This is a genomic window from Pseudonocardia hierapolitana (assembly GCF_007994075.1).
Taxonomy (GTDB): Bacteria; Actinomycetota; Actinomycetes; order Mycobacteriales; family Pseudonocardiaceae; genus Pseudonocardia; species Pseudonocardia hierapolitana.
The window spans coordinates 5219227-5244420 of the sequence record NZ_VIWU01000001.1; the positions used below are offsets into that span (position 1 = coordinate 5219227).

General features: G+C 73.7%; 28 protein-coding genes. 14 read left to right on the forward strand and 14 right to left on the reverse strand.

Translation table 11 applies throughout. The annotated features are described in order from the left end of the window. Window positions 1-11: 11 nt before the first annotated feature. Together FHX44_RS42285 and FHX44_RS24790 are read right to left on the reverse strand one after the other, a co-directional pair. Entirely contained in the window at window positions 12-185 is a 174-nt protein-coding gene (locus FHX44_RS42285) for a hypothetical protein (RefSeq protein ID WP_170309032.1), read from the reverse strand. 20 nt (window positions 186-205) lie between these two features. Continuing rightward, complete coding sequence (locus FHX44_RS24790) at window positions 206-973, reverse strand: GAF domain-containing protein (RefSeq protein WP_147257987.1); 768 nt, start codon at window positions 971-973, stop codon at window positions 206-208. 314 nt (window positions 974-1287) lie between these two features. Between FHX44_RS24790 and FHX44_RS24795 the strand changes: the two genes are divergently transcribed. Beyond that, window positions 1288-1608 (forward strand): DUF485 domain-containing protein, encoded by a 321-nt coding sequence (locus tag FHX44_RS24795; RefSeq protein ID WP_212612631.1) that lies wholly within the window; start codon window positions 1288-1290, stop codon window positions 1606-1608. Beyond that, entirely contained in the window at window positions 1608-3278 is a 1671-nt protein-coding gene (locus FHX44_RS24800; protein WP_147257989.1) for a solute symporter family protein, read from the forward strand. The genes FHX44_RS24795 and FHX44_RS24800 overlap by 1 nt, the downstream gene beginning before the upstream one ends. A gap of 233 nt (window positions 3279-3511) precedes the next feature. Here the strand turns inward: FHX44_RS24800 and hppD are convergent, their stop codons facing one another. Beyond that, the gene (gene hppD / locus FHX44_RS24805) at window positions 3512-4717 is read right to left on the reverse strand and encodes a 4-hydroxyphenylpyruvate dioxygenase (protein WP_147257990.1); all 1206 of its coding nucleotides are present in this window, start codon (window positions 4715-4717) and stop codon (window positions 3512-3514) included. A gap of 109 nt (window positions 4718-4826) precedes the next feature. Here hppD and FHX44_RS24810 point away from each other — a divergent pair, with 109 nt between their 5' ends. Further along, on the forward strand, window positions 4827-5339 hold the full coding sequence (locus FHX44_RS24810; protein WP_147257991.1) for an Lrp/AsnC family transcriptional regulator: 513 nt from the start codon (window positions 4827-4829) through the stop codon (window positions 5337-5339). On the opposite strand, the gene FHX44_RS24815 is transcribed toward FHX44_RS24810, so the two are convergent. Beyond that, window positions 5308-5574, reverse strand: coding sequence for a DUF1876 domain-containing protein (locus FHX44_RS24815; RefSeq protein WP_147257992.1), 267 nt, complete (start codon window positions 5572-5574; stop codon window positions 5308-5310). The two genes, FHX44_RS24810 and FHX44_RS24815, sit on opposite strands and share 32 nt — an antisense overlap. 44 nt (window positions 5575-5618) lie before the next feature. Beyond that, on the reverse strand, window positions 5619-6584 hold the full coding sequence (locus tag FHX44_RS24820) for a zinc-binding dehydrogenase (protein ID WP_147257993.1): 966 nt from the start codon (window positions 6582-6584) through the stop codon (window positions 5619-5621). Between the two features lie 54 nt (window positions 6585-6638). Between FHX44_RS24820 and FHX44_RS24825 the strand changes: the two genes are divergently transcribed. Then, window positions 6639-6992 (forward strand): MerR family transcriptional regulator, encoded by a 354-nt coding sequence (locus FHX44_RS24825; protein ID WP_147257994.1) that lies wholly within the window; start codon window positions 6639-6641, stop codon window positions 6990-6992. A gap of 3 nt (window positions 6993-6995) precedes the next feature. Here the strand turns inward: FHX44_RS24825 and FHX44_RS24830 are convergent, their stop codons facing one another. Continuing rightward, window positions 6996-8147 carry an ROK family transcriptional regulator gene (locus FHX44_RS24830; RefSeq protein ID WP_147257995.1) on the reverse strand — a complete coding sequence of 384 codons (1152 nt, stop codon included), beginning with the start codon at window positions 8145-8147 and terminating at the stop codon, window positions 6996-6998. A 49-nt stretch (window positions 8148-8196) separates the two neighbouring features. Here FHX44_RS24830 and FHX44_RS24835 point away from each other — a divergent pair, with 49 nt between their 5' ends. From FHX44_RS24835 to FHX44_RS24855, 5 genes are all read left to right on the forward strand, one after another. Continuing rightward, window positions 8197-8856: an HAD-IA family hydrolase gene (locus tag FHX44_RS24835; RefSeq protein WP_147257996.1), complete on the forward strand. Its 660-nt coding sequence runs from the start codon at window positions 8197-8199 to the stop codon at window positions 8854-8856. A gap of 68 nt (window positions 8857-8924) precedes the next feature. Continuing rightward, a complete protein-coding gene (locus FHX44_RS24840; RefSeq protein ID WP_147257997.1) occupies window positions 8925-10028 on the forward strand; it encodes an MFS transporter in 1104 nt (367 codons plus the stop codon). After that, window positions 10025-11143 (forward strand): epoxide hydrolase family protein, encoded by a 1119-nt coding sequence (locus tag FHX44_RS24845; protein ID WP_147257998.1) that lies wholly within the window; start codon window positions 10025-10027, stop codon window positions 11141-11143. The genes FHX44_RS24840 and FHX44_RS24845 overlap by 4 nt, the downstream gene beginning before the upstream one ends. Next, the gene (locus tag FHX44_RS24850) at window positions 11140-12417 is read left to right on the forward strand and encodes an MFS transporter (protein WP_147257999.1); all 1278 of its coding nucleotides are present in this window, start codon (window positions 11140-11142) and stop codon (window positions 12415-12417) included. The genes FHX44_RS24845 and FHX44_RS24850 overlap by 4 nt, the downstream gene beginning before the upstream one ends. Window positions 12418-12541: 124 nt before the next feature. Next, the gene (locus tag FHX44_RS24855; RefSeq protein ID WP_246170568.1) at window positions 12542-12742 is read left to right on the forward strand and encodes a carboxymuconolactone decarboxylase family protein; all 201 of its coding nucleotides are present in this window, start codon (window positions 12542-12544) and stop codon (window positions 12740-12742) included. A 26-nt stretch (window positions 12743-12768) separates the two neighbouring features. Here FHX44_RS24855 and FHX44_RS24860 read toward each other — a convergent pair whose 3' ends face one another. Both FHX44_RS24860 and FHX44_RS24865 read right to left on the reverse strand, forming a co-directional pair. Further along, a complete protein-coding gene (locus FHX44_RS24860; protein WP_147258000.1) occupies window positions 12769-13587 on the reverse strand; it encodes a class I SAM-dependent methyltransferase in 819 nt (272 codons plus the stop codon). Window positions 13588-13600: 13 nt separating this feature from the next. Beyond that, the gene (locus FHX44_RS24865; protein WP_147258001.1) at window positions 13601-14938 is read right to left on the reverse strand and encodes an NAD(P)/FAD-dependent oxidoreductase; all 1338 of its coding nucleotides are present in this window, start codon (window positions 14936-14938) and stop codon (window positions 13601-13603) included. A gap of 108 nt (window positions 14939-15046) precedes the next feature. On the opposite strand from FHX44_RS24865, the gene FHX44_RS24870 reads away from it, so the two are divergent. The 4 genes from FHX44_RS24870 to FHX44_RS24885 are packed head-to-tail and all read left to right on the forward strand — an operon-like array spanning window position 15047 to window position 18012. After that, window positions 15047-15874, forward strand: coding sequence for a sugar phosphate isomerase/epimerase family protein (locus FHX44_RS24870; protein ID WP_147258002.1), 828 nt, complete (start codon window positions 15047-15049; stop codon window positions 15872-15874). Beyond that, a complete protein-coding gene (locus FHX44_RS24875) occupies window positions 15871-16992 on the forward strand; it encodes a Gfo/Idh/MocA family protein (RefSeq protein WP_147258003.1) in 1122 nt (373 codons plus the stop codon). The genes FHX44_RS24870 and FHX44_RS24875 overlap by 4 nt, the downstream gene beginning before the upstream one ends. Before the next feature lie 31 nt (window positions 16993-17023). Next, on the forward strand, window positions 17024-17575 hold the full coding sequence (locus tag FHX44_RS24880) for a TetR/AcrR family transcriptional regulator (RefSeq protein ID WP_147258004.1): 552 nt from the start codon (window positions 17024-17026) through the stop codon (window positions 17573-17575). Next, window positions 17572-18012, forward strand: coding sequence for an SRPBCC family protein (locus FHX44_RS24885; protein ID WP_147258005.1), 441 nt, complete (start codon window positions 17572-17574; stop codon window positions 18010-18012). Before FHX44_RS24880 ends, FHX44_RS24885 begins: the two co-directional genes overlap by 4 nt. A gap of 136 nt (window positions 18013-18148) precedes the next feature. On the opposite strand, the gene FHX44_RS24890 is transcribed toward FHX44_RS24885, so the two are convergent. Continuing rightward, a complete protein-coding gene (locus FHX44_RS24890; RefSeq protein ID WP_246170569.1) occupies window positions 18149-19510 on the reverse strand; it encodes a cytochrome P450 in 1362 nt (453 codons plus the stop codon). Window positions 19511-19813: 303 nt separating this feature from the next. Between FHX44_RS24890 and FHX44_RS24895 the strand changes: the two genes are divergently transcribed. After that, the gene (locus FHX44_RS24895; protein WP_246170570.1) at window positions 19814-20143 is read left to right on the forward strand and encodes a MerR family transcriptional regulator; all 330 of its coding nucleotides are present in this window, start codon (window positions 19814-19816) and stop codon (window positions 20141-20143) included. A 32-nt stretch (window positions 20144-20175) separates the two neighbouring features. Here the strand turns inward: FHX44_RS24895 and FHX44_RS24900 are convergent, their stop codons facing one another. The 5 genes from FHX44_RS24900 to FHX44_RS24920 all read right to left on the reverse strand — a co-directional run bounded on the left by FHX44_RS24900 (window position 20176) and on the right by FHX44_RS24920 (window position 25155). After that, entirely contained in the window at window positions 20176-20613 is a 438-nt protein-coding gene (locus FHX44_RS24900) for an Hsp20/alpha crystallin family protein (protein WP_147258006.1), read from the reverse strand. Between the two features lie 140 nt (window positions 20614-20753). Continuing rightward, window positions 20754-22076: an Nramp family divalent metal transporter gene (locus FHX44_RS24905; RefSeq protein ID WP_147258007.1), complete on the reverse strand. Its 1323-nt coding sequence runs from the start codon at window positions 22074-22076 to the stop codon at window positions 20754-20756. Window positions 22077-22172: 96 nt separating this feature from the next. Further along, window positions 22173-23117 (reverse strand): TAXI family TRAP transporter solute-binding subunit, encoded by a 945-nt coding sequence (locus tag FHX44_RS24910; protein WP_147258008.1) that lies wholly within the window; start codon window positions 23115-23117, stop codon window positions 22173-22175. Continuing rightward, a complete protein-coding gene (locus FHX44_RS24915) occupies window positions 23114-24496 on the reverse strand; it encodes a sensor histidine kinase (protein WP_147258009.1) in 1383 nt (460 codons plus the stop codon). Before FHX44_RS24915 ends, FHX44_RS24910 begins: the two co-directional genes overlap by 4 nt. Beyond that, window positions 24496-25155: a response regulator transcription factor gene (locus FHX44_RS24920; RefSeq protein ID WP_147258010.1), complete on the reverse strand. Its 660-nt coding sequence runs from the start codon at window positions 25153-25155 to the stop codon at window positions 24496-24498. The genes FHX44_RS24915 and FHX44_RS24920 overlap by 1 nt, the downstream gene beginning before the upstream one ends. Window positions 25156-25194 lie beyond the last annotated feature (39 nt).

A 25194-nucleotide genomic window follows, 5' to 3' on the forward strand; every position in this document is an offset into this window, starting at 1 on the left:
CGTCGGCTGGGCTAGGGACGCCCGGGGGAGGGCTCGCCGTGCTCGCCGAGGCGGGAGGCGAGCAGGCGCTTGGCCTGCTCGTGGGCCTGGCGGCGGGCGTCGGCGAAGTACGTGGCGGGGTCGCTCAGCAGGCGTGCCAGCCGAGCGCGCTGCACGTCGTCGCCGTTCTTCCGGGAGTTCGCCACGGGCGCAAGGATAGCTGCGCTCAGGAGCCCAGGGCGACCGCCAACAGGCGGGCGAGCACCCGCACGGCGGCGACGTCGTCCTCGGTGAGGTCGCCGACCCCGAGGCCGTCGACGGTGAGGATGCCGAACTGACGCGCCTCGGTGGCCACCGGCACCGCGATGAAGGTGCGGTAGGCGTGCCCGCCGGGCTCCCACCCGGGTGGGGAAGCGGCGCGGATGTCGGCGCAGAAGAGGTCTGCGCGCCGGGCGAGCATGTCCAGCGCGAAGTCGCCGAGTTCGGTGCCTTCCACGAACGTGGTGCGCGGCTGCTCGGCGCGCCCCTGGAACCCGGACGGCACGAGCCGGGCGGGCCGCTCGTCGACGTACTCGAAGAAGCAGGCGCGCAGGCGGTCGGCGCCGAGCACCTCGGCCGAGGCCGCCAGCACCACGGCCTTGGCCTGGCCCTGCAGTTCCACCGCCTCGCGGCCCATCAGCCTGCGCCGCCGGTCGGTGATGCGGCCGATGAGGTAGGCGAGCGGCTCGAGCGCGTCGTTCAGCACGAGCTGGATGCGTGCGGCCGACTCCTCGGCGATCTGCTCGGCCGTGCCTGCGCGCACCCGTGCCTCGTGCTCCGCTCGCAGCGGTATGCCGACGGCGAGCGCGGTGAGCACGGCCCCGGCGACGGCCGTGATCGTGAACGACCAGCCGGAGAGGTCGCTCGCGACGGCCCCGAGCACCCATGCCGCAGTGGCCGCGGTGACCGCGACCGGGCGCGCCGCCGCCCGGACGAGCTCTCTCGTTCCCCCCATCGCGGGGGAGCGTAGCCCCGGGGTCCGTCACTCGGGGGCACCGGCGTGTCGCTCGGGCGTGCGGCGAAAGTCGGCCCGAAAGGGCGAAGATCGTGCGCATCGGCCGCATTTCGGCTACTCCTGGTGGCTGTTTCCGGTTACTGCGTGATGACAGCCACTGGGGCTCCCCGTAGTTTCACCCGGTCGGGTCGACCCTGATCGAGACGGCGCTCCCCATCGTGCCCAAATTCGATCTTGTAGGTCAGCGGCCGCGGAACCGGTTGGTCACGCGGTCGTTGCACCGGGCTGCAGACCTCCGAAACGAATTTGGGACGGTGCCGGTGAGAGACGAGCGGACGCTCCACGAGCGGGTGCAGGCCAGCCCCGAGTTCGCCGAGCTGCGGTCCCGACTGCGGCGGTTCGTGTTCCCGATGAGCGCGGCGTTCATGCTCTGGTACCTGGGCTACGTGTTGATGGCGACCTACGCGCCCGAGGTCATGGCGATCCCGGTGTTCGGCCACATCAACGTGGGGATCCTCGTCGGCCTGCTGCAGTTCGTGTCGACGTTCGTGATCACCGGGATCTACGTGCGTTACGCCGACGCCCACCTCGACCCCGTCGCGGAGTCCATCCGTACCCGCATGGAAGGGCACTGATGTACGAGAAGCTCGGAAGCCCGCTCCTCAACATCTCGGTCTTCGCGGCGTTCGTTCTCGTGACGCTCGTCGTGGTGTTCCGGGTGAGCCGGAGCAACAAGACCGCCTCGGACTACTACGCCGCCGGGCGCTCGTTCACCGGTCCGCAGAACGGGGTCGCGATCGCGGGCGACTACCTCTCGGCGGCCTCGTTCCTGGGGATCGCGGGCGCGATCGCCGTGAACGGCTACGACGGGTTCCTGTACTCGATCGGCTTCCTCGTCGCGTGGCTGGTGGCGCTGCTGCTGGTCGCCGAGCTGCTGCGCAACACCGGCAAGTTCACGATGGGTGACGTGCTGAGCTTCCGGATGCGGCAGCGTCCGGTGCGGGCGGCTGCGGCCACCTCCACGCTGATCGTGTCGCTGTTCTACCTGCTGGCGCAGATGGCGGGCGCGGGCGCGCTGATCGCGCTGCTGCTGCAGATCCCGAACAGCAACACGTTCGGGCAGGGCGTCGTCATCGCGGTCGTCGGCGCGCTGATGATCGTCTACGTGCTCGTCGGCGGCATGAAGGGCACCACGTGGGTGCAGATCATCAAGGCCGGGCTCCTGCTGGTGGGCGCCGCGACCCTGGTGACGTGGGTGCTCGGCCGGTACGCGTTCGACTTCTCCGCGCTGCTCGGCGAGGCGGTCGAGCGGAACCCGTCGATGGAGACCGCTCAGGGCGTGAAGGAGCTGGGGGAGCGGCTGCTCATCCCCGGGCTGCAGTTCGGAGCGTCCGACCTCGCGAAGATCGACTTCCTGTCGCTCGGCCTCGCGCTGGTGCTCGGCACGGCGGGCCTGCCGCACATCCTGATGCGCTTCTACACGGTGCCGAACGCCAAGGAGGCGCGCCGCTCCGTGGTCTGGGCGATCTGGCTGATCGGCATCTTCTACCTGTTCTCCCTGGTGCTGGGCTACGGCGCGGCCGCGCTCGTGCCCGGCGGGGCGCAGCGGATCGCCACCGCGCCCGGTGGCACGAACTCGGCGGCACCGCTCTTGGCGTACCAGCTCGGCGGCGAGTTCATGCTCGGGGTCATCTCGGCGATCGCGTTCGCCACGATCCTCGCGGTGGTGGCCGGGCTGACGATCACCGCGTCGGCGTCGTTCGCCCACGACGTGTACGCCAACGTCATCAAGCGCGGCGCCGCGTCACCGGACGCCGAGGTCCGGGTCGCCCGCCGCACCGCCGTGCTGGTCGGTGTGGTGGCGGTGGGGGCGGGCATCCTCGCGCGCAACCAGAACGTGGCGTTCCTGGTGGCGCTGGCGTTCGCGGTGGCGGCGTCGGCGAACCTGCCGACGATCCTGTACTCGCTGTTCTGGAAGCGGTTCAACACCACAGGGGCGCTGTGCAGCATCTACGGCGGCCTGACCATCAGCGTGGTGCTGATCGTGCTCTCGCCCGCCGTGTCCGGCGGCCCGACGTCGATGGTGCCGAGCCTCGACTTCGACGTCTTCCCGCTGGCCAACCCGGGCCTGGTGTCCATCCCGGCGTCGTTCCTGCTCGGGGCGATCGGCACCTTCCTCGGCCCCAAGGACGAGGCGGCCGCCGCCCGGCAGGCGGAGATGGAGGTCCGCGCGCTGACGGGCGCGGGCTCGGAGAAGGCGACGACCGCCCCGAAGACGGCCCCGATGCCCAAGATCATGGTCTGACGCGCCGACAGCGTTGATCGTTGTGAGGTGCGGTTCGGCGCCCTGCGAAGGGCGATTCGACTTCATCTCGGACGGATCACGGGCGGCTGATCGTTGCGTCCGACTTCCCGACCGGCGGTCCCGCGCATGATCAGCGGCTCCGCCGATCAGGCCTCGGTGGTGCGGCAGTGCGGGACAGCCGGGTGAAGGGGACCGCCACGGGTCTACCCCGAGCGTGTGGACAACACGCCCGCCTAGAAGTTCCCCCGCTTCGCCTGCTCCCGCTCGATCGCCTCGAACAGCGCCCGGAAATTGCCCTTGCCGAAGCCGAGGGAGCCGTGGCGCTCGATGAGCTCGAAGAACACCGTCGGGCGGTCGCCGATCGGCTTGGTGAAGATCTGCAGCAGGTAGCCGTCCTCGTCGCGGTCGACGAGGATGCCCCTGGCCTGCAGCTCCTCGATCGGCACCCGGACCTCCCCGATCCGCGCCCGTAGCGCCGGGTCGGTGTAGTAGGAGTCGGGCGTCTCCAGGAACTCGACGCCCGCGTCGCGCAGCGCGTCGACGGTGCGGACGATGTCGTTCGTGGCGAGTGCGAGGTGCTGGGCGCCGGGGCCGCCGTAGAACTGCAGGTACTCGTCGATCTGCGAGCGCTTCTTGCCGATCGCCGGCTCGTTGAGCGGGAACTTGACGCGGTGGTTGCCGCTCGCCACCACCTTGCTCATCAGGGCCGAGTAGTCGGTGGCGATGTCGTCGCCGATGAACTCCGCCATGTTCGTGAAGCCCATGACGCGGTGGTAGAAGCCCACCCACTCGTCCATCCGGCCCAGCTCCACGTTCCCCACGACGTGGTCGAGCGCCTGGAAGAGCCGCTTCGGCGCGCCCTCCGGCTTGCGGTGCGTCGAGGTGCGTGCGACGTAGCCGGGCAGGTACGGGCCGGTGTAGCGGGAACGGTCCACGAGCGTGTGCCGCGTCTCGCCGTAGGTGGCGATCGCCGCGAGCCGGACCGTGCCGTGCTCGTCGGAGACGTCGTGCGGCTCCTCCAGCACGGTGGCGCCCTGGGCGCGGGCGTGCCGGATGCAGCGGTCGACGTCGGGCACCTCCAGCGCGATGTCGATGATCCCGTCGCCGTGGCGGCGGTGGTGGTCGAGGATCGCGCCGGCCGGGTCGACCCCGCCCTTCAGCACGAACCGCACCGCGCCCGAGCGCAGCACGTAGGCGTGGTGGTCGCGGTTGCCGGTCTCCGGGCCGGAGTACGCCACCAGCTCCATCCCGAAGGCGAGCTGGTAGTACGCGGCCGCCTGGGTGGCGTTGCCGACGGCCCAGACGACGGCGTCCCAGCCGGTGACCGGGAACGGGTCGGCTTCCGCGTCGTACTCGACGAGCCCGACGAGCTGGCGCAGTTGGTCGAGGTCGAGCTCGGCCAGGCGTTCCTGACTGGTGAGGGTCTGCTCGATGGCCATGCTTCAGGACAGCTCACTCGTGATGTGCTGCGCAACTGTTCCCTGGACAGCTGGCCGTCCTGAACAGATTGTGCGTCGTTCGGCCGCTTCAGCTGTACAGTCAGCCCACATGGATCTGGACGCGCTGGACGTCGATCTCATCAGGGCGCTGCGCGCGAGCCCGCGGGCCGGGGTGCTGGAGCTCTCGCGCACGCTGGGCGTGGCGCGCGGCACCGTGCAGGCGCGGCTGGACCGGCTGGAGCGCGAGGGCGTGATCACCGGCTACGGGCCCGACGTCGACCTGGCCGCGGCCGGCTACCCGGTGCAGGCCTTCGCCACCCTGGAGATCGCGCAGGGCCAGCTGGAGGACGTCGCCGCGGAGCTGGCGGCCCTGCCCGCCGTGCTGGAGGCCTATGCCACCACCGGCTCGTCCGACGTGCTCTGCCGCCTCGGCGCGTCGTCGCACCAGGACCTGCAGGACACCCTGCTCGCGTTGGGCCGCAGCCCGACCATCGCACGCTCGACGAGCGTGGTCGTGCTGTCGGTCGTGGTCGCGCCCCGGGTCCTGCCGCTGCTCGGGATGCGCCCGCGGACCGGTCCCAGCCGCGCGCCTAGATATGGACGTGCGCAGGCTGGTGGGTGACCCGTTCGATGTCCGCCGCCGTCGCGTCCAGGAGCCGGTGGGACAGCTCCGAGAGCGCCCGCGCGACGGCGAGTTCGTCGCCGATCTGCGGCACGTCCGGATCCTCGGGGCTGCGCCTCGCCATACCGACGCCGGTCAGCTCGATGGACCCCGCGTCCAACCGGGCGGTGGCCCGGGTCCTGCCGTCCTGCTCGTCGATCTCGATCGCGATGTTCCAGCGCTTCATGGCCTGCATGCCGCTCACCTCGCCGTGGAGCCGGGTCAGCCAGTGTCCGCTCGTCAGGGCCGGAGCGCCAGCTTGCCAACGGTGGTCCGGGACTCCAGTTCGGCGAGGACCTTCGGCCCGTCGGCCAGGTCGTGGACGACCGCGCGTCCCGGCGGGTAGACGCCCGCTGCGATGAGCGCGGCCAGCTCGGTCGTGAGCTCGGTGAACAGGTCCGGCGCCGCCTGGCTCAGGATGCCGATGTGCAGGCCGATCACGTGGATCGGGTGGGTGAAGTTCAGCTCCCGGTTGCTGAGCGTGGCCTCGCCACCGGCCATGCCGTACACGACCACCCGGCCGGTGATCCTCCGGGCCGCCGCCAGCGCGGCCCGGAACGCGTCCCCGCCCGCGGACTCCAGCACGAGGTCGGCGCCGCGACCCGCGGTGAGGCGCAGCACCTCGTCCGCCACGCTCCGGTAGTCGACGACGTGGTCGGCGCCCAGCGCCCGCACCACATCGTGCTTGTCCGGTGATGCGGTGCCGATCACGGTCGCACCACAGTGCATCGCCATCCGCACCGCCGCCTGCCCGACTCCGCCTGCCGCCGCCTGGACCAGCACCGTCTCGCCGGCCGCCACCCGGCCGAGCCTGAGCGCGGCGAGCGCGGTGGCCCAGTTCAGGACGAGGCCGAGGGACTGCTCGTCGGTCCAGCCGGCGGGAACGGGGGCCGCGCCGGTGGCGGGCAGCACCATGTACTCGGCGAAGGCGCCGGACCCGATGCCGATCACGTGGTCGCCCGGTTCGAGGCCCGTCACCCCGGGGCCGACGGCGACGACCTCGCCCGCCGCCTCGAACCCGGCGATGTACGGCGCCCGCGGACCGCCGACGTAGGTGCCCCGGGTCTGCATCACGTCGGCGAAGTTGACCCCGGCCGCGCCGACCCGGATCAGCACCTCGCCCCTGCCGGGGGTCGGAGCGGGCGCGTCGGTGATCAGGCGCATGGCGCGCGGCCCGGTCAGTGCCGTCTGCTGGAGAGCTCGCATGCCCCTAGACTCGAACCCTCACACCTGTGTGAAGGTCGATATGAGGTGGGCCACGTGCGGATCGGGGAGCTGTCGGAGCGCACCGGCACGTCCCGCAGGCTGCTGCGCTACTACGAGGAGCAGGAGCTGATCACCTCCGGCCGCAGCGCGAACGGGTACCGCGACTACGACGAGGCCTGCGTGGACCGGGTCCGGCAGATCCGCGGGCTGCTCGACGCCGGGCTGCCGACCCGCGTCATCAAGCAGATCCTCCCGTGCCTCACCACGGGGGCCATCCACGTCGCCGACGCCACGTCGGAGACGATCGCGATCCTGGAACGCGAGCACGCGCGCATGGCCGAACGCATCGAGTGCCTCGTCCGCAACCGCGACGCGATCGCCGGCTACCTCGACGCCGTGCGCGGCTAGGAGCTACACGCCTCGCAGGCGCGCCCACGCCGACAGCGACTCCTCGGTCAGCACGGCGTCCAGCGCGGTGGCGGCCGCGCCGTGCAGCGCGGCGTCGTCGCCCAGTGCCGCGGGGCGGAGCGGCGGAGGAGCCGCCCGGCGGAACGTCATGAGCCCGTCGGTGAACGCTTCGGCGAACGCTCCCGTGGCGGCCGCGCGGAGCGGTGGCGCGAGCCCTCCCAGCGTCACGACCTCGGGGTCGAGGCCGTTGACGAGCCCCGCGATGCCCCGCCCGAGGCTCTGCGCCGCGCGTGCGACGGCGGCCACGGCGGCGGGGTCGGTCCGGCGGAGCACGGCGACGGCGTACGTGCGGGGATCGGACGGCGGCGGCTCGCCGAGGTGGCGGGCGAGCGCGCGGCCGTCGACGGTGGGGTCCCAGCAGCCGAGCGCGCCGCACGGGCAGCGCAGCGTGCGGTCGCCGAAGGGCAGGTGGCCGAACTCGCCCCCGGCGCCGGTGGCTCCGCGCACGGGTTGCCCGTCGACCACGAGGGTGCCGCCGACTCCGACCTCGACCGTGACGTGCAGCGCGGTGCCCGCGCCTGCACCCGCGCCGTCGCGCGCCTCGGCGACGCCCGCGAGGGTGGCGTCGTTGTCGATCCGCAGCGGGACGCCCGGCACGCCGAGGGGTGTGAGGTCGACCGGGCCCCAGCCCAGCGAGGACGCCTGCACCACCCGCCCGTGCTGGACGGTGGCGGCGGCCGCGACGGCCACACCCCGCACGCGGTCGCCGTAGCGCGCGTGCGCCCGCCGGACCGCCCGGCCGGCGGCCTCGAGGACCTGTTCCGGATCGCGGCTCGCGTGCGGGGCGGCGTCCAGCACGACCGGGCGGCCGTCGAGGCCTGCGACCGCGCATCGCCAGTCCTCGTAGCGCAGGTCGACCGCGATGACGACCGGGCCTTCCGGGTGCGGGGCGAGCACGGTGGTGGGCCGCCCCCGACCAGCGGCGGCCGCCGGGGTCTCGGTCAGCAGGGCGAGCTCGCGCAGCCGAGCGGTGATGTCGGTGGCGGACCCGCTGGAGAGCCCGAGCCGCTGCGCCACCGCGGCCCGGGTGGTGCCCGGGCTGCGGCGCATCTCGGCGAGCACGGCGATCGCTCCGTGCCAACGCGGGGTTGCCATCTCCCCTCCTCTGATTATGCTCGGAGGTCGAGTTTAATCGGAGGTCCCCGTGGAACTCAGCACCGTGCACGCGGTCCTGCTCGACATGGACGGCACCCTGGTCGATTCGGACGCATCCGTCGAACGGGCGTGGACGACCTGGTCGGCCGAGCACGGCCTCGACCCGGATCCCGTGCTGGCCATCGCCCACGGCAGCCCGCCCGAGCGCACCGTGCGGCGGGTGCTCCCCGCGCTGGGCGACGCCGCCGTCGCCGCCGCGTCGCAGCGCCAGATGGACCTCCAGTACGACGACCTCGCCGACGTCGTCGCGGCCCCCGGCGCTCACGAGCTGCTCGCCGCCCTCGACCGGCTCGGGTTGCCGTGGGCCGTCGTGACCAGTGCGGACGTGCGCCTGGCCGAGGCCAGGCTGGGCGCCGCGGGGATCGACCCGCCGCTGCTCGTCACCGTCGAGGACGTGCAGCGGGGCAAACCGGACCCGGAGGGCTTCCTGATCGCGGCGGGGCGGCTCGGCGTCGACCCGGCGGCCTGCCTCGTCGTGGAGGACAGCGAGCCCGGCCTCGCCTCCGGGCGCGCCGCAGGCATGCGCACGGCCGCGCTGCGCGGTCTGGACGGCGACCTGCGGATCGCCGACCTCGCACAGCTCGCCCACCTGCTGGAGCGGGCCCGCCCGCGGCCGTCGGGGCGCGATGCCGTCGGACACCGCCGATGAGGGCGCTCACCCCCTCCGGCCGAGGGCGCGCCGCAGGTCGTGACGTCGCGCCTCGTGCCGGTCCACCCATGACCGACAACGTCGTCCTGCGGGTCGCCCCCGGGCCGGCCGCTGTCGGGTTCACGATCAGCAGCCTCGGTGCGTGCCTGGTGCTGCTGGCTCGCGACCTGGACCGCCCGCCCGAGGAGCTCGTGTGGCTCTCGTCGTCCTTCGGCGTCGGGCTGCTGCTCATGGGCGCCGCGGGGCAGGTGCTCCTGCGGCGCGGGCCCCGGCCGGTGCTGCGCGGCTCCGCGCTCGTCGCCGCGGCGGGGGCGGCGCTGCTCGGCACCGCGCCCACGGCGCTGCTCGCCGCGACCGGGGCGCTGCTGCTCGGGACCGGGGCGGCGGGCCTGGTCATGGTCACGCCCGCCCTGCTGCGCGGCCCGGCCGTCGGGGCGCGGCTGTCGCAGGTGAACGCGGTCGCCAGCGTATGCGGGATCCTCGGCCCGCTCGCCGTCGGCACGCTGGACGGGCAGCTGGGCAGCGGCCGGCTCGCGCTGCTGCTCGCCGTGCCGCCGCTGCTGGCGCTCGCGGCCTGGGCGAGGTGGGCCGCGGGGCCCGCCCCGGCCGCGCCCGCCCCGGCGCCGTCCCGGCCGGTCTCCCGGCACGTCGCCGTCGCGTGGGTGGCCGTGGTGCTCGGCGTGTCGATCGAGTTCTGCTTCACGATCTGGGCCGCCGCCCGGCTGCAGGACGCCGGGCTGGCGGCTGGGCAGGCCGGGGCCGCCGCCGTGGCGTTCCTGCTCGGGATGGCCGCCGGTCGCTACGGAGCGCCGTGGCTGATCAGCCGGGGGTTCCCGGTCGTTCCCGTGGGGTGCGCGGTCGTCGTCGCCGGCACGCTCGCCGTCGCGGTGCCGAACGCGCCGGTGCCGGTCGTCGCGGGGCTCGCCGTCGCCGGGCTGGGAACGGCGGCGTTCTACCCCGTCACCCTCGCCCGGCTCGTCCAGGTGCCGGGCATGTCGGACGTGCGCGGACCGGCCTTCGGGGCGCTCGCGTCCGGCACCGCGATCCTCGTCGCGCCGGTGGTGCTCGCCGCTCTCGGCGCGGCGCTCGACCTGCGCGCGGCGTACCTGCTGGCCGTGCTGCCGCTGGCCGCCGCGCTGGCCACGACCGCCCGGAAGGAGCCGGCTACATGACCCCGTTCCGCATCGCCGTGCCCGACGCCGAACTGGCCGACCTGCGCGACCGGCTCCGGCGCACGCGCTGGCCGGAGGCCGAGACCGTCGACGGCTGGTCGCAGGGCGTTCCCCTGTCCTACCTGCAGGAGCTGTGCGCGTACTGGGCCGACGGCTACGACTGGCGGGCCACCGAGGCGCGCCTGAACGCGCTGCCGCAGTGCCGCACCGAGATCGACGGCCTCGGCATCCACTTCCTGCACGTCCGCTCGCCGCACCCGGACGCGATGCCGCTGGTGCTCACCCACGGCTGGCCCGGCTCCGTCGTCGAGTTCCTCGACGCCGTCGCGCTGCTCACCGAGGGGCCGGACCCGTTCCACGTCGTGTGCCCGTCGCTGCCGGGCTACGGGTTCAGCGACAAGCCGACCGACCGCGGCTGGACCGTGCAGCGCATCGCGGCGGCCTGGGCGCAGCTGATGGCCCGCCTCGGATACGACCGCTACGGCGCCGCCGGGAGCGACTGGGGCACGTCCGTCAGCACGTGGATCGGCAAGCTCGACCCGGGGCACGTCGCCGGCATCCACCTCGTCCCACCGCTGGCGGCGCCGGACCCGGCGACGTTCGGCGACCTCACGCCGGGCGAGCGGGCCGCCCTCGACGACCTCGCCCGCGGCCAGGCCGACGGTGACGGCTACTCGATGCAGCAGTCCACCCGCCCGCAGACGATCGGCTACGGCCTCGTCGACTCGCCCGCGCTGCTCGCGGCCTGGATCGTCGAGAAGTTCCACGCCTGGACCGACCCGGCGAGCGCACTCACCCGCGACCAGCTGCTGGACAACCTGATGCTCTACTGGCTGCCCGGCACCGGCGCCTCGGCAGCCCGGCTGTACTGGGAGAGCTTCCGCGAGGTGCAGCGCACCTTCGCAGGCGAGACAACCGACCAGGTGCACGTGCCCGCGGGGTGCTCGGTGTTCCCGCACGAGAATCCCCGCCCGTCCCGCCGGTGGGCGGCCCGGCGGTTCACCGACATCCGGTACTGGAACGAGCCCGAGCGCGGCGGCCACTTCGCGGCGATGGAACAGCCGGAGCTCTTCGCGTCCGAGCTGCGGGCCTTCTTCCGGCTGGTGCGCCGATGACCGGCATGGGTGGTCCCTACCTCCGGTTGCTCCGGCGCCCTGACGTGCTGTGGCCGTTCGGATCCGCCGTGGTCGGTCGGCTCCCCCTCGCGATGGCGCCCCTCGGCATGATCGTGCTCGTCGAGGAGCAGCGCGGGTCCTACGCCACCGCCGGCATCGTGACCGCGGCCTTCGCCTGGTGCACGGCGATCAGCCTGCCCGTGTGGGGGAGCGTGATGGACCGGGTGGGGCAGTCCAGGGTCGTGGTGCTGACCTCCTGCGTCTCGGCCGCCCTGCTGGCCGCGATGGCCGTGCTCGCCGTGAGCGGGGCCGCCGACGCCGTCCTGGTCGTCACGGCGGCCGCCGTCGGCCTGAGCTTCCCGCCCATCTCGCCGGCAATCCGGGTGGCGTGGTCGACGATCGTGCCCGACGGGTCCGCTCGGCGGACCGCGTACGCGATGGACGCGGTTGCCGTCGAGACCCTCTTCGTCACCGGACCGCTCCTGCTCACCGCCCTGCTCTGGGCGCCGCCTGCCGTTCCCCTCGCGGTGACGGCGCTCCTGATGGCCGCGGGCGGCCTCGGTTACGGCTCCAGCCCGGCCGCGCGTTCGTGGCGTCCCGCGGCTCGCGACGGGGGTCCGCGCGGCCGGTCACCGCTCCGCTCGCCGACGGTGGTGCTGACCCTGCTCGTCGCGCTCGGCATGTCGGTGGGGTTCGGCCAGATGGACGTCGCGATGACGGCCACGGCGGAGCACGGCTACTCGAGCGACGGCGTGCTCGGCCTGTTCTTCGCCTCCGCGGCCGTCGGGAGCACGGTCGGCGGGCTCTGGTACGGAAGCCGGGCCTGGCGCGGCCCGGAACGGCGCCACCTCCCGGTCACGCTCCTCGGCTACACGGCGGGCCTCGCCGCGGTCGCGCTGGTGGTGGGAGGGACGGGCACACCGCCCCTCGCGCTGATGGTCGCCGCGCTCGCCGTCACGGGGCTGTTCATCTCGCCGAGCCTCATCCCGCAGCAGGCGCTCGTCGACGCGGGCACCGACCCCGGCCGGCTCAGCGAGGCGCAGGGCTGGCTGCACACCGCGCTGACCTCCGGTGGCGCCGCGGGGATGGCCCTCGCCGGCGTGGTCGTCGACCGCGCCGGCTCGGCCGCGGCGTTCGGCACGGCGTCCCTGGCAGTGGGCGCCGCAGCGCTGATCGCGGTGGTCGCGCAAGCCCGGTGGCGCGCAGAACCGTCCCGTGGCGATCTGGGGCAGACACCTGCTCACGGGAACGGGCCCGCGACCGTCTCGCCGTGATCGCGGGGCCTACGGGGTCTTCAGGGGTCTCCGATATCGGTACCGAGATCCGTCCACGGACTGATGACCAGTCATGGCGGGACGCCCCCTACTTCACCGACGCCGAAGGGTTGCACTGGAGCTCGTGGAGGCCGTCCTCAACCCGAACCCGGTCGGGGAGCGTGTTCCCGACGAGCTGTTCGCGAAGGCAGCCGTCCACTACGACGACAACGCGCTCTGGACGCTCACCGTGGCGATCGGGCAGATCTGCTTCTTCATCCCGGTGGCTCTCATCGCCAAACCCATCCCTGGCAAGGCCCCCGGGAAGAACTACACCGACGCGTGATCGGTGCAGGTGGTGTGCGAGTCCGGTCAGAATCGGTAGCGCAGGATCCGCCCGACGTCGCGGAGCCGGGGCAGCCGCGCGAGCACGCGCATCTGGAGGCGGCCGACGGGCGGGAGGAGGTCCAGGCCCGCCATGTCGACGCTGCGCAGCGCGTCGAGGAGCACCAGCCCGTCGTGCCACGTCTCGAGCTCGCGCGGGTCGTCGATGCCCCAGTGCAGGGTGGCGCCCGCGTTGCGGATGGCGGGCACGAGCTTCTGCAGCCGGATGCCGATGGCGCCGTAGCAGTCGAAGAGCAGCTGCCCGCTCGGGAACCGGGCGGTGATCCGCTCGATCAGCCGCCGGCCGTCCTCTTTGCGCAGGTACATCGAGAGGCCCTCGAACACCGCGACCGTGGGGCGGTCGGCGGGCACCGACTCCAGCCAGCCCTCGTCGGTGACGGAGGCGCCGACGAGGCGGTAGTCGCCTTCCGGGGGCGGCAGGAGCCGCTCGCGCAGCGCGACGACCTCCGGGTGGTCGAGGTCGACCCACCGCACGCCCGGCCCCGCGGCCAGTCGCTGGGCGCGGGTGTCCAGGCCGCACGCCAGGTGCAGCACGGTGGCCTCGGGGTGCGAGTCGAGGAACTCGCGGGTCCACCCGTCGAGCTGCCGGCCGCGCAGCGCGACGCCCGCCGCGGTGGTGGCGGTCATCCCGGTGCGCCGGAAGTCGTAGTCGATCCGCTCGACGGCGCGGGCGGCCGCCTCGTCGTGCAACACCGAGCGCGGTGCCCGGCTGTCGAGCGCCCGCCCGTACAGCGTGGCGAGCAGCGTCTCCGGTGCTCCGGTCAGCGTGACCTTCTCCCGCTCCACGGGGGGCACTACATCACCGAGGGGTGCGCTCGAGCTCGGGTGACGCCGTATCGAGGGGCACGTTCGGCGCCCGGACCAGCCCCAGCTGCACTGTCTGGCGGGGCAGTACCGCGTCGAGGAGCCAGTCGGCCGCGGTGCGGGTGCGGTTGGTGGGCATCGACAGCAGGTGGTAGCCGCGCGTCACCGCTTTCGCGACGAGCCCGGCGAGCGGCACGTGCAGCGGGTTGGCCGCCGCCTCTCGCCCGCCCAGCTCGACGACGAAGCCGAGGTCGTGGTGGCGGTAGCGGTGCGGCGAGCCGTGCCCGAGCGACGCGGCGACGTTGCGGCCGGCGAGCTTGCCCTGGCGCACCGCGTGCTGAGCGGTCATGGCCGTCACCTCGCCGGGACGGGTCAGATCGGGCACAGCGGCCGCGTCGCCGCAGGCGAAGACGTCGGGGTGACCCGGGACGGCGAGCTCGGCGTCGACGACGAGCCGCCCCTTGTTCGTCGGCAGCCCGACCCCGGCCACGAGCGGGTCGGGGCGCACGCCGACGCACCACACCAGCGTGCGGGTGGGCACCTTCTCGCCCGTCGTGAGGCACACGTGCTCGTGGGTGGCCTCCTGCACCGACTGCCCGGTACGCACCTCCACCCCGCGCTCGCGCAGCACTCGGTCAGCGGTGCGGGAGAGCTTCGGGTCGAGCTCGGGCAGCACGCGTTCGGCCAGGTCGAGCAGCAGCCAGCGCACCGGCTGGTCGCGCAGCGCGGCGTGCTGGCGCACCAGGGCGTCGGTGAACAGCGGGCCCTGCGCCGCGACCTCGGTGCCGGTGTAGCCCGCGCCCACCACGATGAACGTGCAGCGCGCCTCCCGTTCCGCCGGGTCCTCGGTGGAAGCCGCCAGCTCGATCTGGCGGGTGATGTGGTCGCGCAGGTAGAGCGCCTCCGGGATGCCCCGGAAGCCGTGCGCGTGCTCGGCGACGCCGGGGATCGGCAGCAGCTTGTTGACGCTGCCCGCGGCGAGCACGAGCCGGTCGTAGCCCAGCTCACCGCGGCCGCTCTCGGGGTCGGTCCAGCCCACCGTGCGCTTGTCGAGGTCGACGGTGTCGACCTCCCCGAGCACCACCCGCACGCCGGGCAGGGTGGCCGCGAGCGGCACCGTGATCCGGCGCGGCTCGATCACCCCGGCCGCGACCTCAGGCAGCAGCGGCAGGTAGAGGAAGTAGTCCGTCGGGTTGATCAGCACGATCTCGGCCGTGTCGCCCAGCCTCTTCGCGAGCGAACGAGCGGCGCTGTGCCCGGCGAACCCGCCTCCGACGATCACGACCCGTGGGCGGGAGCGGGGCTGTGCCGTTCCTGGACCTGTGGACGCCATGGCGATCGCCTACCCGCCCTGCCGGACGGGCAAGCGTCGCACCGGGGCCGACTACGCTCGGTCGCGCGGCGCCCCGATCGGACGGTGCCCAGACGGGAGAGCAGCAGCATGTGGACCCTCTCCGGCTTCGCCGACGAGATCTCCCCCGATCTCGACGAGCAGTGCCGGGTCCTCACCGACCTCGGGATCCGCCACATCGAGTTCCGCAGCGCGTGGGACACGAACGTCCTCGATCTCGACGACGACCAGCTGGAGAAGGTGCGCGCGACGCTGGAGCGCGCCGGCATCGGCACCTCTTCGGTCGGCTCGCCGATCGGCAAGATCGGGGTGCTCGACGACTTCGACGCCCACCTGGCGCGGATGCGCCGCGCCCTGCACGTGGCCCGGGTGCTGCAGGCGCCCTACATCCGGCTCTTCTCCTTCTTCATCCCGAAGGGCGACGACCCGGCGGCGCACCGCGACGAGGTGCTGCGCCGGATGGCCGCGCTCGCCGCCGAGGCGGAGGGGCACGACGTCGTGCTGCTGCACGAGAACGAGAAGGAGATCTACGGCGACACCCCGCAGCGCTGCCTCGACATCCTGGAGTCGGTCGGCTCGCCGAAGCTGCGGCTGGCCTGGGACCCGGCCAACTTCGTGCAGGTGGGCGTCACGCCCTTCACCGACGGTTACGAGCGCCTGCGCCCGTACCTGGAGTACCTGCAGGTGAAGGACGCGCTGCTGGCCGACGGCACGGTCGTGCCGGCAGGCGAGGGCGACGGCGAGGTCGAGGCCACCGTGCGGGCGCTCGTCACCGACGGCTACGACGGGTTCTGCTCGATGGAGCCGCACCTCGCCACCGCGGGTTCACTGGGCGGGTTCTCCGGCGAGCACCACTTCCGCCGGGCCACCGCCGCGTTCACGGCGATCCTCGAGAAGGTGGGGGTGGAGTACCGGTGACGGTGCGGTTCGCGGTGGTCGGCTGCGGGGTCATCGGCAGGCTGCACGCCGAGGTGCTCGCGGCGAGCGCGGAGACCGCCGTCAGCGTGCTGGTGGACGTCGACGCGGCGGCCGCGGACGCGTTGGCCCAGCGGCTCGACCCGGCGCCCGCGGTGACCACGTCCCTCGACGGGGCGCTGGCCCGCGACGACGTCGACGCGGTGGCGATCTGCGTGCCGAGCGGGGCCCACGCGCGGATCGCCGTGGCGGCCCTGGAGTCGGGCCGGCACGTCGTGGTGGAGAAGCCGGTCGACGTCACGATCGAGGCGGCCGCGCCGATCGTGACCGCCGCCGCCGCTGCCCCGGAGGGCACCGTGGCCACCGTGATCAGCCAGCACCGCTTCGACCCCGCGAGCGTCGTGGTGCGCGACGCGATCACCGCGGGACGCTTCGGCCGGCTCACCTCTGCGGTCGCGACGGTCTCCTGGTGGCGCAGCCAGTCCTACTACGACTCCGGCGCGTGGCGCGGCACGTGGGAGCTCGACGGCGGCGGCGCGCTGATGAACCAGGGCGTGCACACCGTCGACCTGCTGCTGTGGTTCCTCGGCACGCCGGTCGAGGTGATGGCCCACACCGGGCTGCTCGCGCACGAGCGGGTCGAGGTGGAGGACACGGTCGCCGCGGTCGTCCGGTTCCAGTCGGGTGCGCTGGCCACGCTGCACGCCACCACGGCCGCCTACCCCGGCCTCTCCGTCCGGCTGCAGGTGCTGGGCGACGCCGGATCGGCCGTGATCGACGACGACCGGCTGCGCTACTTCCACAGCAGGGAGCTGGCGTCCGCGGAGGCGGCCGGGGACGCGGGGGTCGGCGCCGACAAGGGCGACCGCTCGGACCAGACCGCGCGGGTCCTCCCCGCCGAGGAGGAGCCGGATCCGGCGCACGGCCCGATGTTCACCGGCCATGCCCGGCAGTACCGGGACATCGTCGAGGCCATCCGCACCGGCCGCCGGCCGGGCGTCACGCTCGACGACGCGTTGCTCGCGCTGGCCACGGTGCAGGCGGTGTACGAGTCGGCCCGCTCCGGTGCCCCGGTCCGGGTGGCGGACGTGCTCGCGGCGGTGGGCGTCCCGGCCCCGTAGTCGTGCTGTACCACGTGGTACAGTCCCCGCCGTGGAGGGGGACGCACGGGCGGCGCTGCTGACGTCCGCGATCGCCCACCTCGCCGAGCACGGCCTCGGCGGCGCCACCCTCCGCAGCATCGCGTCGGCGATCGGCACCAGCCACCGGATGCTGATCTACCACTTCGGCTCGCGGGACGGGCTCCTGCTCGCGATCGTGCGCAGCGCCGAGGAGGAGCAGCGCGCCGCCATGGCCGAGCTCGCCGCCGACGAGAGCGCCTCCGCGGCCGAGCTGGCCCGTCGCATGTGGGAGCGCGTGGCCGAGCCCCGGCTGCACCCGCACGAGCGGCTGTTCTTCGAGCTGTACGGCCGCGCTCTGCAGGGCGATCCGGGTGCGGCGCCGATGCTGACGTGGGTCGTGCCGGCCTGGCTCGACCAGGTCACCGCGCTGCTCGTCGCCCGCGGGCTACCCGCCGACGAGGCGCGCGCCACCGCCCGGCTCGGGCTCGCGACCGTGCGCGGCTTGCTCCTCGACCTGCTGGCCACCGGCGACCGCGCGGGTGCGGACGCGGCCATGGAGCTGTTCATCAGGAGGCTGACATGAAGATCCAGCGCATCGCCGCAGAGGCCACCACGGAGGCCGCGCCCGACGAGGTCTGGGCGTTGCTCTCCGACCGGTCCACGTGGCCGAGCTGGTCGCCGCTCGGGTCGCACTCCAGCGAGCGGCCCGGCGAGGGTGGCGCCCCGGACGGGCTCGGTGGCATCGCGCAGTTCGTCACCGGTCGCCACTGCGTCCGGGAGGAGATCGTGGAGCGGGAGCCTCCCCGCCGGCTCAGCTACACCCTGCTCTCCGGGCTGCCGCTGCGCGACTACCGGGCCGTCGTCGAGCTGACCCCGGCCGGGACGGGCACGCGCATCCGGTGGAGCGCGTCGTTCCTCCCGGGGCGCCCCGGCACGGGCTGGATCTACCGGCTCGCGCTGACCCGGATCTTCCGCGGCATGGTCACCGGGCTCGCGACAGCGGCGCTGGCCCGGCGTTGAACTGCGCGAACTCGGGGTAGTCCTGATCACCGGCGCGGAGGCGGCCATGGCCGCCACCGAGCTGCGCGCCGACCGCATGGAGCTGCGCAAGGCGGTGGGCCTGGAGGATCGGGAGAGCGGGGAGGACTGACGCCCGTCACCGTGCGGTCACGGTGAACCGCAGGTGGAACGGGTCGAGCGTGCCCGGCAAGGGCCGGTCCGGCCCGAGCGAGGCCCCGGAGGCGAGCCGGACGTCGTGGTGCTCCAGCACGGCCGCCAGGAAGGAGCCCGCGAGGAACAGCACGAGGCTGCGGCCGGGGCAGATCACCGGCCCCGCGCTGAACGGCACGAGACCCGCGGGCGGGGTGCCGTCCCGCCACAGGTGCGGGGCGAACCGGTCCGCCTCGGGGAGGCGCTGGTCGTCGCGGTGGAAGAACGGGGCGAGCACCAGCACCAGCGAGCGGGCCGGGATCGTCCGGCCGCCCAGCTCGGTGCCTGCGGTGGTCTCGCGCAGGATCGCGGGCGTCGTCGGCCAGAGCCGGACGGCCTCGAGCACGGCGGCCCGCAGGGCGGGGAGGTCCTGCGGATCGGTGAGGTCGCGGCCCGCCAGCTCTGCCTGCACGGCCTCTCGCTCGGCCGCGTGCGTGGCGAGCAGCGCGAGCGCGCGGAAGCCGGACATCCCGCCCGCGTCGAAGGCGAACAGCCAGTGGGCCACCTGTTCCGCCGCGTGGGTCCGCGGCGTCGTGAGTGTCTCGGTGATGACGGCGGCGAGGCTGCCCGGTTCGGCCCGGGACAGCCGCTCCCGCACCCGGTCGAGGAACTCGGCGCGCAGGCGCGGGTGGCCCGGGTGCACCCGCGACCAGTTGGCCGCGCCGCGCAGCCGGGCGAGCAGGGCGGTGACCTCGGTGTCGTCGCCGGCGGAGTCGCCGAGCACCACGCGCCGCACGACGCGGAACCACGCCTCGACGAACCGGTCCCACCCCAGCACGCCGGTGCGTTCGACCTCCGCGAGCAGGTCGGCGGCTTCCTGCCGCACCACACCGACCATCGGCACCGCGAGGTGGTGCACGGGGCGTTCGGGCTCCAGGACGGATTCGGTGAAGCGGCGCCGGTCGGTCCGGTCCTCGCCGCGCGAGATCAGCACACCGCGCGGCTGGAAGTGACCCAGCGCGCCCCGCTTCTCCGGCGTGGTGGCCGCGAACGGATCGGGCGAGCGGTGCAGGACGTCCTCGACGTCGGCCGGGTCGAGCACCAGCACGACCGAGCGCCCCGGAACCCGCAGCCGCAGGGGGGCCGATCCGTACCGCGCGTGCAGCCGCTGCATCGTGCGGACGAGGCGGCGATCGGCATCCATCCGCTCGGCCGCCGCCACCACCCGGGGTCGCCGGATGATCACGCCGCGGGCGACGAGTGGTGTGAGCACGTTCGCCGCGATCCGCAGCGTGTCCCCGACCGACGCCCGCGTGGGCGCCACCGCCTCCCGCACCGGAGCCCGTCCGTCGCCGCGCATGCTCGTCATGGAGGCGCGGTTACCCGCCAGGTCAGGGGCGACGCTCGTCCGGGATGAGAGGGGTGCCTCACTCGAGCGGGGTGGCCGACAGCTGGGGATCCAGGCATCCTCCTTCGAAAGCTTGACCTCATCTCCAGTCCGAACTACAGTTTCAGGCCAGTTGCACGGAGCTTCCACGGAAGCGCGAGTGACTCGGGAGGTGGTCGCCTGGACGCCAGTTCGACATCGAGATCATCTACACCGTTGTCATGTTGATCCACGGGCCCGGTCTGGCGACCGGGCCCGGTCGTGTGTGTGGAGGGCTGTTCCCCGGTGGGTGTCGACCGGCTCGACGACGAGGACTACCCCGCGATGACGATGGGGCAGGCCGCTGAGCTGCTCGACGTGCAGCCTGCGTTCCTGCGCAGCCTGGACGCCGCAGGCGTCCTCACGCCCGTGCGCTCCGGAGGCGGTCACCGACGCTACTCGCGTCGGCAGCTGGTGTTGGCCACGCGGATGCGCGCCCTGTTCGACGAGGGGCTGAACCTCGATGCGGCGACCAGGATCGTGGCGCTGCAGGACGAGCTGCGAGCGGCCCGTGCGCGCATCGCGGAGCTGGAGGCGGAGGTCGGACGGCGCAACGGCGACGGCCCCGACCGCTGAACGGTCGGGGCCGCCGATTTGACGTGCGTCTCTCAGGCGTCGATCTGCCTGGGTTCGCTGCCCGTGCCGGCGATGGAGATCCGGCGCGGCTTCGCCTTCTCGGCGATCGGGATCCGCAGCGTCAGCACGCCTGCGTCGTACGAGGCGTCGATGTGGTCGGTGTCGAGGGTGTCGCCCAGGAACAGCTGGCGGGAGAAGACCCCGAGCGGCCGCTCGGCCACCTGCATCTCCACGTGCTCACCCGAGAACGGGCGCCGCTCCGCCTTGACGGTGAGCACGTTGCGCTCGACGTCCAGCTCGATCGCGTCGGCGGGCACGCCGGGCAGGTCGAAGCAGACGACGAAGTGGTCACCGTCCCGGAAGGCGTCCATCGGCATGGCGGTGGGTCGCGACCAGGTGCCGGGGGCGTTGCCGAACACCTGCTGGGTGAGCCGGTCCAGCTCGCGGAACGGGTCGGTGCGCATCAGCATCGCAGGCCACTCCTTTCATGATCGCGCGATGCCCCCCGAGCGTGGGATGCGCTCGGATATCTCCAATGGTAGCTACAGGTTTCTTGCCATGCAAGAGGTCATAGTCGTGCTATGGCCAGGTCAGCTATTGACCGGACGGGTCAGGAGATCCGGTTCCAGATGTCCGCCACCAGCAGTACGACGAACAGCGCCGACGCCATCCCGAGCAGGATGTTCGACAGCAAGCCCGACCGGCCGTCCGCCGCGATCCGCTTCGAGTTCAGCAGGAGCATCAGCGTGATCCCGAGGAACGGCATGAAGGCTGCCCCGAGCACGCCGTAGACCAGCGTGAGCGCGAACGGGCGGTCGAAGAACAGCAGCCCCATCGGCGGGATCGTCAGCCAGATCAGGTACGCCCGGAACGGCAGGCTGCGTTCGGCCGCCCTGGCCTCGTAGCCCGTCTCGGTGGTGGTAGACCGCTCCGTGCGCAGCGACTCGGCCCCCACCTCGGCCTCCGCGCCGTGCGGCAGCCGGATCGTGCGCGTCCAGTCCGAGAACAGCAGGCTGACGCCGTTCCACACGCCCAGCAGCGACGTGGTGGTCACCGCGAGGAAGCCGACGAGGAACAGGATCCGCGCCCAGTCGCCGTATCGGGTTCCGAGCTCGGTGCCGAGGACGAGCAGGCCCCGGTCGTTCTCGGTGAGGTCCTGGCCGAGCAGCAGGTTGGCGCCGACGATGAGCATCGCGATCACGAAGATCGCGGTCATGGTGTAGCCGACGGCGTTGTCGAGCCGCATCATCGACAGCCAGCCGGTGCCCTTCCAGCCCTTCGCGATCATCCAGTAGCCGTACGCGGCCATCGTGATCGTGCCGCCGACGCCGCCGATGAGGCCGAGCACGTAGACCACCGAGCCGTCCGGCAGCCGGGGGACGAGGCCGCCGGCCAGGTCCAGGAGGTCGGGCGCCACGAGGAAGGCCACGGAGACCACCGACACGAACTTGATCAGCACCAGGACGGTGATGAACTTCTCGAAGATCTCGTAGCGCTGCAGCCACACCAGCACGAGCCCCACGACGCCGGCGATCATGGCCCAGTACCGGACGTCGAGGCCGCCGAACAGCGCGTTCAGGGGCAGCCCCACCGCCGACATCGCGGTGGCCCCGTACACGAAGCCCCAGATCACGATGTAGACGCCGAAGAAGACGGTGGCCCAGCGACCCAGCCTGCGCCAGCCGTCCAGCAGGGTGGAGCCGGACGCGAGGTGCCACCGGCCCACGCCCTCGGCGAGTGCCAGCTTGAGGATCGCGCCCAGGACCGCCGCCCACAGCAGCACGGTGCCGAACCGGGCGCCCGCCACCATCGTGGCGACGAGGTCGCCTGCGCCGACGCCCGCGGCCGCGGCGAGCAACCCCGGCCCGACCTGCTTGACCTTCGCTCCGAATCCGACGGGTGGCCTCGCCACCGTGGTGTCAGACGTGCTCATCCGTTCCCGCTCCTCGTCGATGCCGGGGATTGCCGCCCGCCGACCGTAGGTCGGCCGGACGACGACCGCGCGCGATCTTTACGAGCCCTTAGGCCGTCAGCCGTGGAGGGTGCGATATTCGGCCGCGGCACCGGGGTGCAGCGGGATCTCGCCGGTCCCGATGAGCGAGCGCTGGTCGAGGTACTGGGTGCCCAGCGCCGATTCCGGCACCAGGTCGGGCGCGGCGGCCACGAGGGTGCGCGCCACCGCGGCTGCCGTCTCGTCGGGCAGGGCGGAGGTGCAGACCAGCAGGTTCGCGACACCGACCGTCGGCACCGGCCCGGCAGGTCCGTACGCGTCGGCGGGCACGGTGGCCGGCCCGTAGACGCTGCCGTGGCGGGACCGCAGCTGCGGCAGGTGCTCGGCGAGCGGCAGCAGCCGGACCGGGCGGCGGGCCGCGAGCTCGGCGAGCGCGGGCGTGGGCACCCCGCCCGACCACAGGAGGGCGTCGGCGGACCCGGACTCGAGCGCGGCGACGGCGTCGCGCAGCGGGCGGCGGGTCACGTCCGCGGCGATGCCTGCGGCGGTGAGCAACCTGTCCCCGAACACGGCGGCGCCGGAGCCGACGGCGCCGAGCGAGACCGGGCGGCCTGCCAGGTCCGCGGTGCCGGTCGCCGGGTCCTCGGCGCGCACCACCAGTTGCATGTAGTTCTCGTAGACGCGGCCGATCGCCTGCAGCGGCACCGGGGCGCCGAACGGCTCCTCCCCGTTGCGGGCAGCGAGCGCGATGTCGGTCAGCGCGAGCCCGAGCGCGGCCACGCCGTCGCGGAGCTGCTCGATGTTCTCCACGCTGCCCCCGGTGGTCACCACCGAGGTGGGCAGGCCCGCCGCCCCGAGCGCCGCGGCGAGCAACTCACCGAACTCGACGTAGAACCCGCCTGGCTCGCCCGCGGCCAGCGCGACGGGTTGCGTCGTCCCGCCCGCGCAGCCTGCGACCAGCGGGGCCGCGAGCAGACCGCGCAGCAGGGTCCGGCGCGAGACCGTTGTCGAGACCGGGGTCATGCCGGCAGCTCGATCGTCACGACGAGGCCGGAGCCCGGCGGCGACGAGACGCGCAGAGCGCCGCCGCGGGCGGTCACCAGGCGCTCCGCGATCGGCAGGCCCAGCCCGGAGCCGCGCGCCGGACTGCCGGGGGCGCGCCAGAACCGCCTCGTCGCCTGCTGCAGCTGTTCGGCAGGCAGACCGGGACCGTCGTCGCGCACTTCGAGCAGCGCCCGCCCGTTCCCTGCGCGGAGTGCGATCTCGACGGTGGCGCCGCGACCGGCGTATTTGACCGCGTTGTCCAGCAGCACGTCGAGCAGCTGCTCCACCTCGGAGGCTGTGCAGGCCGCTTCCACAGAGGCCGGCGTCGACGATGCCACCCGCAGCCCGACACCGGCCTCGAGTGCAGCCGGGCGCCAGGCGTCGAGGCGCTCCGCGACGACGGCGGTGAGCTCGGCGCGGTCGCCCGGCCCTGCCCCGGCGGCGAGGGCGGTGGCCCGGCTCTCCGCCGAGGCCAGGTCGAGCAGCCCGTCGAGCAGAGCTTCGAGGCGGTCCAGCTCCACCGCCGTGGACCGGTAGGTCGCCCGCCCCGCGGCGGCGACGTGCGGGTCGAGGGTGTCGACGCGCAGCCGCAGCGCGGCGAGGGGGTTGCGCAGCTGGTGCGAGGTGTCGGCCACGAGCCTGCGCTGCTCCTCCGCGCTGGTGGCGACGGCGTCGGACATCCGGTTGAACGCCGCGGCGAGCTCGCGCAGCTCGGTGGGGCCCGCGTGCGGGGACACGTGCGCACCCGGGTGCCCGGCCGCGACCTCGCCGACGCCCGCCGCGAGCTCCCGGATCGGGCGCAGCACCCACCGGGCCAGCAGCAGCGCGAGCGCCGCGCACGCGAGCGCGGCCAGCAGCGCCCCGAGCAGCACCGCCGTCCAGGCGGTGGCGATGTCGGCGGCCGCGGCGGCGGGCTCGGCCCGCAGGACGACCGCGCCGCCCACCTGGGTGCCGGTGCCGATCGGGCGGGCGAGCAGGATCGGGCCGGTCGACCACGGCCGCAGGCCGACCGGCCGGGCCGCAGGCTGGTTGCGCAGGGCCGCGTCCACGGCCGCGACCACGGCGGGGTCGTCGGCGCGCAGCCCTGCCTCGACGATCGCCCGGCCCGAGCGGTCGACCACGGCGACGCCCTCGCCGTAGACGGACTGGTGGGCCTGCACCTCCTGGGCGAGGGTGCCCGCCCCGGCCGGACCGGTGGCCTGCTGGGCGAGCGCAGCGAACCGGTCGAGGTCGCCCGCCCGCGTGAGCACGAACTCCTGGGTGCGGCCGGCCGCGGTGCTCTGCAGCAGCGGCACCGCGAACCCGGCGACCGCGGCCAGCGCGAACGCCGACAGCACGACCAGCAGTCTGCGGCGCATCAGCCGCCCAGCCGGTAGCCGAAGCCGCGGATCGTCGAGACGAGCCCGGGGCGGCCGAGCTTGCTCCGCAGCGACGCCAGGTGGACGTCAAGCGAGCGGCTCACCGCCAGGTACGCGTCGCCCCACACCTCGTCGAGCAGCTGCTGGCGGCTCACGGCCGCGCCCGGGCGGCGCGCAAGTGCGGCGAGGATGTCGAACTCCTTCGCGGTGAGCGCGACCTCCGTGCCCGCCACCGTGGCGCGGCGGGCGGTCAGGTCGACGCGCAGGTCCTCGATCTCCACGACGTCGGCCGCAGCGGCCTCAGCGGCCCGCGTGCGCCGCACCACGGCGTCGACGCGTGCCAGCAGCTCCCGCAGCCGCACCGGCTTCACGAGGTAGTCGTCGGCGCCGAGACGCAGGCCGCGCACGACGTCGCGCTCGGCGTGCCGGGCGGTCAGCACCAGCACCGGCGTGGCCGCGACGCGGCGGAGCCTGCGCAGCACGTCCATGCCGTCGCCGTCGGGCAGGCCCAGGTCCAGCAGCACGAGGTCGGCGCCCCTCAGGTGCGGCCACACGTCCGCCGCCCGCGCCACCCGATCGACCCGGTGACCGTGCGTCGCGAGCGCATCCACCACCGCCCCGGCCACGCCGTCGTCGTCCTCGACCACCAGCACGCGCACCGGCAGAGCGTGCCACGGACGTTCTCGTCGGATGCACGT